The 11,228-nt window shown below is 68.5% G+C and carries 8 protein-coding genes; 4 read left to right on the forward strand and 4 right to left on the reverse strand.

Annotated features, from left to right (window positions below; all coding sequences use genetic code 11):
• Window positions 1–116 precede the first annotated feature (116 nt).
• The 4 genes from MT490_RS17460 (at window position 117) to MT490_RS17475 (ending at window position 4,546) form a co-directional block, all read left to right on the forward strand.
• The gene (locus tag MT490_RS17460) at window positions 117–1,208 is read left to right on the forward strand and encodes an acetyl-CoA C-acetyltransferase (protein ID WP_297390589.1); all 1,092 of its coding nucleotides are present in this window, start codon (window positions 117–119) and stop codon (window positions 1,206–1,208) included.
• Window positions 1,209–1,353: 145 nt separating this feature from the next.
• Window positions 1,354–2,451, forward strand: a complete 1,098-nt coding sequence (locus MT490_RS17465) for a CaiB/BaiF CoA-transferase family protein (RefSeq protein ID WP_297390576.1) — start codon at window positions 1,354–1,356, stop codon at window positions 2,449–2,451.
• Window positions 2,452–2,460: 9 nt separating this feature from the next.
• The gene (locus MT490_RS17470) at window positions 2,461–3,240 is read left to right on the forward strand and encodes an SDR family NAD(P)-dependent oxidoreductase (protein WP_297390578.1); all 780 of its coding nucleotides are present in this window, start codon (window positions 2,461–2,463) and stop codon (window positions 3,238–3,240) included.
• Window positions 3,241–3,397: 157 nt separating this feature from the next.
• A complete protein-coding gene (locus MT490_RS17475) occupies window positions 3,398–4,546 on the forward strand; it encodes an acyl-CoA dehydrogenase family protein (RefSeq protein ID WP_297390580.1) in 1,149 nt (382 codons plus the stop codon).
• Here MT490_RS17475 and MT490_RS17480 read toward each other — a convergent pair.
• From MT490_RS17480 to thiL, 4 genes are all read right to left on the reverse strand, one after another.
• Complete coding sequence (locus tag MT490_RS17480; RefSeq protein ID WP_297390582.1) at window positions 4,543–6,525, reverse strand: S9 family peptidase; 1,983 nt, start codon at window positions 6,523–6,525, stop codon at window positions 4,543–4,545. The two genes, MT490_RS17475 and MT490_RS17480, sit on opposite strands and share 4 nt — an antisense overlap.
• A gap of 114 nt (window positions 6,526–6,639) precedes the next feature.
• On the reverse strand, window positions 6,640–7,587 hold the full coding sequence (locus tag MT490_RS17485) for a rhodanese-related sulfurtransferase (RefSeq protein ID WP_297390584.1): 948 nt from the start codon (window positions 7,585–7,587) through the stop codon (window positions 6,640–6,642).
• 395 nt (window positions 7,588–7,982) lie between these two features.
• On the reverse strand, window positions 7,983–10,163 hold the full coding sequence (locus tag MT490_RS17490) for a sodium-translocating pyrophosphatase (protein WP_297390585.1): 2,181 nt from the start codon (window positions 10,161–10,163) through the stop codon (window positions 7,983–7,985).
• Between the two features lie 102 nt (window positions 10,164–10,265).
• Window positions 10,266–11,114 carry a thiamine-phosphate kinase gene (gene thiL / locus MT490_RS17495; protein ID WP_297390587.1) on the reverse strand — a complete coding sequence of 283 codons (849 nt, stop codon included), beginning with the start codon at window positions 11,112–11,114 and terminating at the stop codon, window positions 10,266–10,268.
• Between the last annotated feature and the right edge of the window lie 114 nt (window positions 11,115–11,228).

Consider the following 11,228-nt stretch of genomic DNA (forward strand, 5'->3'; position numbering starts at 1 on the left):
GCGCTCGGCCAATACCTGGCCTGGAAGAAGTGGCGCAAGTGGCTGGTGCTCATCGGCGACCAACCCTCGAACCAAGGCTATGCCGCAGCGATCCGCCGGACGGGCGCAACGGTCGGCTGATGGGCTGGCACCCGGTCGACCTGGCGGGCGTGGTGCTCGCCGAAGTTGCGGCACGCAGCGGCGTCGACCCAGCGGCGATCGACGACGTGATCATGGGCTGCGTCGGCCAGGCGGGCGAGCAGGCGCTGCATGTCGGCCGCAACGCCGTGCTCGCCTCGGGGCTGCCGCAGAGCATCCCCGCGGTGACGATCGACCGCCAGTGCGGCAGCTCGCAACAGGCGATCCAGTTCGCGGCCCAGGCGGTGCTGTCGGGCACGCAGGACGTGGTGATCGCCGCGGGGGTCGAGCATATGAGCCGCGTGCCGATGGGCACCAGCGTCGCGGGCGCGAAACCCTATAGCGACCGGCAGCTCGATCGCTTCGGGGTGCGCGGCTTCAGCCAGTTCACCGGCGCCGAGATGATCGCGCGGAAATACGGCCATAGCCGCGAGGCGCTCGACGCATATTCGCTGGAGAGCCATCGCCGCGCCGCCGCCGCAGTCGCGCGCGGGGACTTTGCCGCGGAGATCCTGCCGCTCGAGGTCGAGACGCCCGAGGGCCCGCAGATGCATGTCCTCGACGAGGGCATCCGCTTCGATGCGAGCATCGAGGGGCTCGGCAGCCTCAAGACGCTGGTCGAAGGCGGGGTGATCACCGCGGGCAATGCCAGCCAGATCTGCGACGGCGCCTCGGCGGTGATGGTGGCGAGCGAGGCCGCGCTCAAGGCGCATGGCTTGACCCCGCTGGCACGCATCCACAACCTCACCGTCACCGCGGGCGATCCGGTGATCATGCTCGAGGAGCCGCTGTTCGCCACCGATCGGGCGCTGAAGCGCGCGGGAATGAAGATCGGCGACATCGACCTCTACGAAGTCAACGAGGCCTTCGCCCCGGTGCCGCTGGCGTGGCTGGAGCACACCGGCGCCGATCCGGAGCGGCTCAACGTCCATGGCGGCGCGATCGCGCTCGGCCACCCGCTCGGCGCCTCGGGGACCAAGCTGATGACGACTTTGGTCCATGCCCTGCGCAAGCGGGGCAAGCGCTACGGGCTGCAGACGATGTGCGAAGGCGGCGGCATCGCCAATGTGACGATCGTCGAGGCGCTGTGAGGGCTCGGTTCTTCAATCCTCCCCCGGAGGGGGAGGGGGACCAAGCGCAGCTTGGTGGAGGGGTAGTCTCCACGGGCGACGTCGCTTGGGGCAACTACCCCTCCACCGCTTCGCGGTCCCCCTCCCCCTCCGGGGGAGGATTCTGATGCCCGGCACCCTAACCGGCATCCGCATCGTCGAGTTCGGCGGGATCGGCCCCGGCCCGTTCGCCGCGATGATGCTCGCCGATCACGGTGCCGAAGTGATCCGGATCGAGCGCCCCGGCGCCGTCTTCGGCCCGCACGCGCTGGCACGCTCCAGGAAAGCGATCGGCGTCGAGCTCAAGCACCCCGAAGGCGCCGAGATCGCCCGCGCGCTGTGCCGCGACGCCGACGGCATCATCGAAGGCTTCCGGCCGGGCGTGATGGAGCGCCTCGGGCTCGGCCCCGAGATGCTGCTGAAGGACAAGCCGACACTCGTCTACGGCCGGATGACCGGCTGGGGGCAGGACGGCCCGCTCGCCCAGGCGCCAGGGCACGACATCAACTATATCGCGGTCGCCGGGCTGCTCGACGGGATCGGCACGCCCGGCGCGCCGCCGGTGGCCCCGGTCAACTATGTCGGCGATTTCGGCGGCGGGGGCATGCTGCTCGCCTTCGGGATGGTGAGCGCATTGCTCGCGGTGAAGATGGGCGCGCCGGGCCAGGTCGTCGACGCCGCGATGACCGAAGGCGCGGCATTGCTCGCCAGCATGAGCTGGGGGTTCAAGGCCGCGGGGCTCTGGCGCGACGGGCCCGGCGCGAACCTGCTGAGCGGCGCGGCGCCCTTCTACCGGACCTATGCCTGCGCCGACGGCCGCCACGTCGCGGTCGGCGCGATCGAGCCGCAATTCTACGCCGCTTTGGTCGCCGGGCTGGGCGAGGACCTCGCCGGCCAGATGGATGCCGCCGCCTGGCCGGCGCGCGCCGAGCGCTTCGCCGCGATCTTCGCCACGCGAACCCGCGACGCATGGGTCGCGCATTTCGCGCCGGAGGCGTGCGTGTCGCCGGTTCTCACCTTCGACGAGGCGGCGGCGCACCCCCACAACGCCGCGCGCGGCACCTTCGTGGGCGGAGCCCCCGCCCCCGCCCCGCGTTTCGCCGCCACGCCCGCCTCCCCGCCCCAGCCTTCGCGCCCCGGCGAGTGGACCGATCGGGTGCTGGCCGGGCTCGGATATGACGAACCCCAAATCGCGGCGCTCAGGGCCGCGGGAACGATCGGCTAGGAGACGGAGATGAAGTTCGAGAACACGGCAGCGGTGGTGACGGGCGGTGCCTCCGGCCTCGGCGCCGCAACCGCCCGCGCGCTCGCGGCGGCAGGGGCCAAGGTCGCATTGTTCGACATGAACGCCGAAAAGGGCGAGGCGCTCGCCGCCGAGATCGGCGGGGTGTTCTGCAAGGTCGATGTCCGTTCGGACGACGAGGTCGATGCCGGCTTCGCGAGGGCACGCGCGGCGCACGGCCAGGAGCGCATCCTCGTCAACTGCGCCGGCGTGGGCAACGCCTTCAAGACCGTCGGCCGCGACAAGGCGACCGGCGAGATCCGCCAATTCCCCGCCGCTTCGTTCGACTGGGTGATCCAGGTCAATCTGGTCGGCAGTTTCCGCTGCATCGTGAAGAGCGCCGCCGGCATGCTCACGCTCGACCCCGACGAAGGCGGCGAGCGCGGCGCGATCGTCAACACCGCCAGCGTCGCCGCCGAGGACGGCCAGATCGGCCAGGCGGCCTATTCGGCGTCCAAGGGCGGGATCGTCGGCATGACGCTCCCGATCGCGCGCGACCTTTCGGGCGAGGGCATTCGCGTCAACACCATCCTCCCCGGCATCTTCGACACCCCGCTGATGAACGCCGCCCCGCCCCAGGTGAAGGAGGCGCTCGCCGCCTCGGTCCCCTTCCCCAAAAGGCTCGGCCGACCCGAGGACTATGCCAGCCTGGCGCTCGAGATGCTGCGCAACCCCTATTTCAACGGCGAGGACGTCCGCCTCGACGGCGCGATCCGGATGGCGCCGCGGTGAGATGGGCCTGCGGATGCACACAACCATAACCGTCACCCCGGACTTGTTCCGGGGTCCACCGCGCGGCTGTGGAAGAACTCGAACCTCTTGTCCTTCCGCCGCGGCACCGTGGACCCCGGCACTTCGGCCGGGGTGACGGAAGTAGAGGAGGCAAGCGATGTCCACCAGCAACTGGCGCGACGACCCCGAGCTCATCGCCCTCGCGGAATCCGCCGCGCGCTTCTTCGAGCGCGAGGCCCCGCCCGAGCGCGTCGCAAGCTGGCGCGCGGCCGGCCAGGTCGAGCGCGCCTTCTGGCGTCAGGCGGGTGAGGCCGGGCTGCTCGGCGTCTCGATCCCCGCAGAATATGGCGGCGCGGGCGGTGACTTCCGCCATGACGTCACCCTGGTCGAGGCCGTCGGCCGCCACGGCGTCGAGGGATTCGCGCTGTCGCTCCACAACGTCATCATCCTTCCCTATGTCCTCGCGCACGGCACCGAGGAGCAGAAACGCCGCTGGCTCCCGAAGCTCTGCTCGGGCGAACTGGTCGCGGCGATCGCGATGAGCGAGCCGGGCGCGGGCTCCGACCTCCAGTCGATCCGCGCCACCGCGCTCCGCGACGGCGACGGCTATCGCATCAACGGCGCCAAGACCTTCATCTCGAACGGCCAGATCGCCGACTTCGTCATCGTCGTCGCCAAGACCGATCCCGCGGCCGGCGGCAAGGGCGTCTCGCTGCTCGTCGTCGAGACCGAGACGGCCGAGGGCTTCCGCCGTGGCCAGGCGCTCGACAAGATCGGGCTCGACGCGCAGGACACCTCCGAGCTGTTCTTCGACGATGTGTGGGTGCCGGCGGCGAACCTGCTCGGCGAGGTGGAGGGCCAGGGCTTCCGCCAGCTCATGGCCGAGCTCCCGCGCGAGCGGCTGGTGATCGCGGTCGGCAGCGTGATCACGATGGAGAAGGCGGTCGAAGTCACCAGCGCCTACGTCAAGGAGCGGCAGGCATTCGGCCAGCGCGTCTTCGACTTCCAGAACACCCAGTTCAAGCTCGCCGAGTGCAAGGCCAAGGCCGCGGTGGCGCGCGTCTTCGTCGACGATTGCCTCGTGCGCGTGCTCGCCGGGAGCCTCGACCTCACCCAGGCCGCGATCGCCAAGCTCTGGGTGACCGAGAGCGAATGGCAGGTGGTCGACGAATGCCTCCAGCTGCACGGCGGCTATGGCTATATCAACGACTATCCGATCGCGCGGATGTGGCGGAACGCGCGGGTGCAGCGGATCTATGGCGGCTCGAACGAGATCATGAAGCTGCTGATCGCGCGGTCGCTCTAGCGCGTTCGCGGAGCACTCACTCCGGCGGGGTTGTGCTTCGTCAGAAACGCTTCGAGCCGCGTGAGGAAGTCGGTGAAATTGGCCGGATTGTCGAGGCCGTGCCCCTCGTCCTTGTAGAAGGCCGATATCACTTCTGACGACGCGCCTTTGCGCGCGGCGAGCGCCTTGACCATCTTGTGCGCCTGTTCCACCGGAACATTGGTGTCGAGCTCGCCATGGGCGATGAAGACCGGAACGGTCACTCGCTCCGCCTGCGCAAGCGGGGACAGCGCCTTCAGATCGGTTTCCTCCTCGCCGCGGACCTTCTTCTCCCACTGCCGGAAATAGCGCGGCGCGCCGAACATCCTGCGATCGTGCTTGAGCATCCCCGGCAGGTCGCTCACGCCGGACAGGCTGATCGCGCAGCGATATTTCTCGGGGTTCCGGATCACGCCCCATAAAGCGACATAGCCGCCATAGGACGCGCCCATGATGCAGACGCGCGCCGGATCGACCGTCCCCTGCCTGATCAGCCAGTCGACTCCGTCGTCAACATCGTCCTGCATCTTGCGGCCCCATTGGCCATGGCCCTGCTCGACGAAATATTTGCCATAGCCGGTCGAGCCGCGGAAATTGGGCTGGAGCACCGCATAGCCGCGGCTGGCGAGGAACTGGACATAGGGGTCGTAGCGCCAGCTGTCGCGGACGAACGGGCCGCCGTGCGGCATCACCACCAGCGGCAGCGCCCGGCCCGAGCTGCCCGGCGGCAGCGTCAGATACCCCGGAATGGAGAGGCCGTCGCGCGCCGGGTACCGGATCGGCGCGACCGGCGCGAGGCGCACGTCCAGCAGCTTTTCATAGGGTTTGACGATCGGCTCCATGCGCCGGGCGGGCACGTCGAACAGATAATAGGTGCCGGGATCCGAGCCGCTGCCGGACCAGACGAGCAACCGCTTGCCGTCGATGGTGCGGTCGATGACCATCGTGTCCGCGCCCGGAAAGGCCTTGTCGAGCCGCTGCTGGATCGCCTGCATCGCCGGATCAAGCCACGCGATGTGTGCGCGCTCGTCCTCATAGGACACGCCGGAGATCTTGCGCGTCACCGGGTGCGCGACGATGTCGGTCACGTCGACCTGAGGATGCCCGTAGATGACGTCGCCGATCTCGCCGGTGCGGAAATCGAAGCGATAGGCTGCGAAACGATCCGATTTGGCGTTGGTGACGATCGCGCCGGCATCCTCGCCGGGGAAGAAATAGACAGTGTCGACCGCGCCGACGATGCCCTTGAAGTTGGGCGAACGAACCTTGGCGAGCGGCGCTTCCGGCCGATCGCGATACCACATCGTCCAGCGATTCTCGTCATAGCCGATCCCGGCACGCACCACCCCCATGCTGTCCGCGAACCAGTTCCACACGTCGGGCCGCGCCTTCTCGACCACTGTCGCGGCGCCCGTGGCGAGATCGATGCGCTTGACGAGCGGACTGCCGCTCGCCGATTTCGGCACCGCGAGCAGCAGCCACTCACCCTTCGGATCGGTGTACAGCACATAGCCGCCGAACAGGCTCTTATTCTCCGGATCGAGATCGCGCCGCGCATGGCTCTGAAGATCGATGAGGCTCAGGCGCGTGGCGCTGATCTGGATGCCCAGAAAATTGATCGACACCGCAGTGGTGACGAGAAGCCGGTCGGGGCCGGCCCATTCGATCCGCGCGATGCTCTGGCCGCCGAACTCGTAATAATGCGGCTTGCGGTCGTCGCCCGTCGATTGGAACACCACCAGCCGCGTCGACGCGCCGCTGGCCTCGACCGCGGCAATGCGCGTGCCTTCGGGCGAAAGCGACAGGGTGCTCAGGAAGGGCTTGGTCGCGAACAGCTCGGCCGCAGGCGGTTTGGCAGCCGCTGTCTGCACCGGTGCGGATGCCGGTGCCTGCTGGGCGGCCGCCGGCGAAGTCGCAAGCAAGAGCGCATGCCCGACAGCGAGCAGCGATGACAGCCGCATGATCCTGATCCCCCACGCCGCGCGACGCCCCCGGTCTGCGACGCCGCGAATCTAGGGGCGATCCGGCGATCGAGGCAAGCCCCGGCCTGGCGCTTCCGCGCGCCATTGCGGGCGTCAGTCCTCCCGCTCCGGAAACACCGCCCCCACATGCGCCTCGCCACGCGCAGCCGCCAGCTCCGCCTGCCGATGCCGCTCGGCATAGCGCTCGCGCTGCTCATCGGTACGCTCGGCATGGCAGGCCGGGCAGGAAACGCCCTCTTCGAACAGAGGCGATTGCCGGTCCGCCTCGCTTACCGGCATGCGGCAGGCGCGGCACAGGCCATGCGTGCCCAGTTCGAGCCCGTGCCCTACCGCCACACGCTCGTCGAACACGAAGCATTCGCCCTGCCAGCGGCTCTCCTCGGGCGCCACCTGCTCCAGATAAGCGAGGATCCCACCCTTCAGGTGATAGACCGTATCGAGCCCCTCGGCCTTGAGGAACGCCGTCGCCTTCTCGCAGCGTATCCCGCCGGTGCAGAACATCGCGATCCTGGGCTTCTCCGCCCCGTTCTCCCATTCGTGGCGATGCGCGCGCACCCATTCGGGGAATTCGCGGAAGCTCTTCGTCTTCGGATCGATCGCGCCGGCGAAGCTGCCGATCGCGACTTCATAATCGTTGCGCGTGTCGATCAGGATCGTGTCGGGCGCGTCGATCAGCGCGTTCCAGTCCTGCGGCGCGACATAGGCGCCGGTGTCGGTGGGATCCACGGGCTCCCCCATCGTCACGATCTCGCGCTTGAGGCGCACCTTCATGCGATGGAACGGCATGGTCGCGGCGCGCGAATGCTTGACGTCGAGATCCGCGCAGCCGGGCAACCCGCGGATATGCGCAAGCACCGCTGCGATCCCCGCATCGCTCCCCGCGATCGTGCCGTTGATCCCCTCGCGCGCGAGCAGCAGCGTGCCCTTGACGCCCTCGGCCCGGCAGCGCTCGGCGAGCGGCGCCTGGATCACCGCACAATCGTCGAAGCGCGTGAACTGGTAGAGAGCGGCGACGTGGAAAGGCAGAGCAGGTTCGGTCACTGGGGTATTCCGATGGGCTGGGCCGCGCGCCCTAGCAGAACGGCGCCGTCTCGTCATGCCGCGCCCGCCCGCCGATGCGACAAAGGCTGGTAAAGTAGGATTTGTTCTGCTTTCGTTCGCGCATGTCCGGGCCGCAGCATCTCCGCACGCCACCACCGCATCGGCTTTGCCGCCCGCCACGCGCGCGCACGCGTGGACTGGTAAGGTTCGTCAACCGGCCCGCCGCCGGAAATGGCAGAAAACCGTACAAATCCGCCATATCTCGAGCCAACCAAAGGGTTGGCATCGCCGCGGAGCCAACCCTTTGGTTGCCTGTCGGCGATCCGACGACGGGAGTCGAAAGAAAGCCCCGCCCGGATCGCTCCGGACGGGGCACCAGATTCCAACCGACAGGTTCAGCCCCCGACGTGGTTTCCCGCCAGCGCGGCGAGCAGCAGCAGCGCCACGATGTTGGTGATCTTGATCATCGGGTTCACCGCGGGACCAGCGGTATCCTTGTACGGATCGCCGACGGTATCGCCGGTCACCGCGGCCTTGTGCGCCTCGGATCCCTTGCCGCCGTGATTGCCGTCCTCGATATATTTCTTGGCATTGTCCCATGCGCCGCCGCCCGACGTCATCGAGATGGCGACGAACAGGCCGGAGACGATCACGCCGAGCAGCATCGCGCCCAAGGCCGCGAAGCCCTCATGCTGCCCCGCCACCGCGGTGATCAGGAAATAGACCGCGATCGGGCTGAGCACCGGCAGCAGCGACGGGACGATCATCTCCTTGATCGCCGCCCGCGTGACGATGTCGACCGTGCGGCCGTAATTGGGGCGGCTGGTCCCTTCCATGATCCCCGGATTGTCGCGGAACTGGTCGCGCACGTCCTGCACCACCGATCCGGCCGCGCGGCCGACCGCGGTCATGCCGAACGCGCCGAACAGATAAGGCAAGAGCGCCCCGAGCAGCAGCCCGACGATGACGTAGGGATTGCTCAAGCTGAAATCGACATGGACGTTGGGGAAGAACTCGTGGAGGTCGGTGGTATAGGCCCCGAACAGCACGAGCGCCGCAAGCGCGGCCGAGCCGATCGCATAGCCCTTGGTCACCGCCTTGGTGGTGTTGCCCACCGCGTCCAGCGCGTCGGTCTTGCGCCGCACTTCGTCCTCGAGCCCCGCCATCTCGGCGATGCCGCCGGCATTGTCGGTCACCGGACCATAAGCGTCGAGCGCGACCACCATGCCCGCCAGCGCGAGCAGCGAAGTCGCCGCGAAGGCCACGCCGATCACCCCGGCGATCTGGTAGGCCGCGATCACCGCGACGACGATCACCAAAGTCGGCAGCGCCGTCGATTCGAGGCTGATCGCGAGGCCCTGGATCACGTTGGTGCCGTGGCCGGTCACCGATGCCTTGGCGATCGACTTGACCGGGCGATAGTTGGTGCCGGTGTAATATTCGGTGATCCACACCAGCAGGCCGGTCACCGCCAGGCCGATCATCATGCAGATGACCAGGTCCCAGCCGGTGAAGCTCGGGCCGGCGGCGAGGCCGATATTGGCCTGGTCGGCGCTGCCGGTCGAGCCTTCGAGGAAGGCCGCGGGATCGCCCGCGCCGCCGATCAGCGTGTCGAGCCCGCCCAGCGTATAATGCGTCACGCCGATGATCGCCGGGATCGAGAGGATCACGGTGACCCAGAAGCCCTTGTAGAGCGCGCCCATGATCGACTGGTTCTTGCCGAGCCGGACGAAATAGGTGCCGATGATCGACGTGATGATGCACACCCCGCCGACGGCCAGCGGCAGCGTCATCAGCGCCAGCAGCTGCTCGGGCAGCAGCCCGCGCATCAGCAACGCGATCGTCACCATGGTGATGCCGAGCGTGACGACATAGGTCTCGAACAGGTCGGCCGCCATGCCGGCGCAGTCGCCGACATTGTCACCCACGTTATCGGCGATCACGGCCGGGTTGCGGGGATCGTCCTCGGGGATTCCGGCCTCGACCTTGCCCACCAGGTCGGCGCCGACATCGGCCGCCTTGGTGAAGATGCCGCCGCCGAGACGCGCGAAGATCGAGATCAGCGAGGCGCCGAAGGCAAGCCCCGTGAGCGTCTCGATCACCGGGCGCGCATTGGGTGCGAGGCCCGCGCCCTCGACCAGATAGGCGAAGATGCCCGCGATCGCGAGCAGCCCCAGGCCGGCCACCAGCATCCCGGTGATCGCGCCCGAACGGAAGGCCAGCGTCAGCCCGCCCTGCAGCGAGCCGCGCGCGGCCTCCGCGGTACGGACATTGGCGCGCACCGAGATGTTCATCCCGATGAACCCGGCGACGCCCGAAAGCACCGCGCCGATCACGAAACCGAGCGTCGGCAACGCTCCCAAGGTGAAGAACAACACGATTGCGACGATCACGCCGACCACGGCGATCGTCATATACTGCCGGCCCAGATAGGCCTTGGCGCCCTCCTGGATCGCGGAGGCGATATCCTGCATCTTCTCGTTGCCGGGCGAGGCCCGCAGCACTTGCTGACTCGTCAGAAAGCCATAGGCCACCGCCAGCAATCCGCAGGCGATGGCGAGATAAACTATCGTCATCAGGCGAAGTCCTTCCCCTAGGAACTGGAATCCGCGCCGGTCTTCGCGCCGGTCTTGCGGAAGCGGGAAGGTATCGGGCACCCCGGGCAGGCGCAACCCGCCTCAGCGGTGCTCGTAACCGAGCCTTTCGGGAGGAACGTTTCCATCGAGGAGAAGAGGTTGCGCAGCTTGTCCCAACATGGCGCCGATCCGGGTGGCGGCGACCGGCAGCGGCGCGCCGTCGGGCGCGGCGAAGAGCAGCTCGTAATCGTCGCCCCAGCTTGCGGCAGCGAGCCGGTTGCTTGTGCCCGGCGCGAACGGCACCGCCTCGAGTTCGATCGCGGCGGTGCACCCGCTCGCCTCGGCCATCCGCCGCGCGTCGAGCAGCAACCCGTCGGACACGTCCATCATCGCATGGACATGCGGCCCAAGCGCCAGCCCCTCGGCCAGCCGCGGTCGCGGGCGGAGATAGGCGGCACCGTCGCCGGCTTCGAACCCGAGCATCGCCGCGCCGATCGCCCCGGTGACGTAGAGCGCATCCCCTGCCCGCGCTCCGGACCGCGCCGGCACCGGCCGGACGGTGGCGCGACCGATCGCGGTGCAGCCGAAGGTCGCCGGTCCGGCATGCGCAATGGTGTCGCCGCCGAGCAGCTTGACGCCGTACGCATCGAGCACCTCGCGCAGCCCGTGGACGAAGCGCCCGGCACCCTCGACCAGGGTGGCGCCGATCAGCACGCCGATCGGCTCGGCTGCCTTGGCGGCGAGGTCGGAGAGGTTCACCGCGACCAGCTTCCAGGCGATGTCGGCGGGATCGGTGCCGGCGCGATAGTGCACGCCCTCGGCGATCGCGTCGTGGGTGAGGACCAGTGCCTCGCCTCCGATCTCGATCACGGCCGCGTCGTCACGGAGATCCTGCGCGCCGGGATGGAGCGGCAGTGCGCGCAGCGCGGCGATGAACGAAGCTTCGTCCACCCTAATTCCTCCCCGGAACGGGGAGGGGGACCATGCAAAGCATGGTGGAGGGGGCCCGCCATCCGCGAGCTTCATCCCTTGTGGAGAGCGGGGCCCCCGCCCCCACCCCCCAGC

Origin of the sequence: Sphingomonas sp. (genome assembly GCF_026460985.1) — a bacterium.
Lineage (GTDB): Bacteria > Pseudomonadota > Alphaproteobacteria > Sphingomonadales > Sphingomonadaceae > Sphingomonas.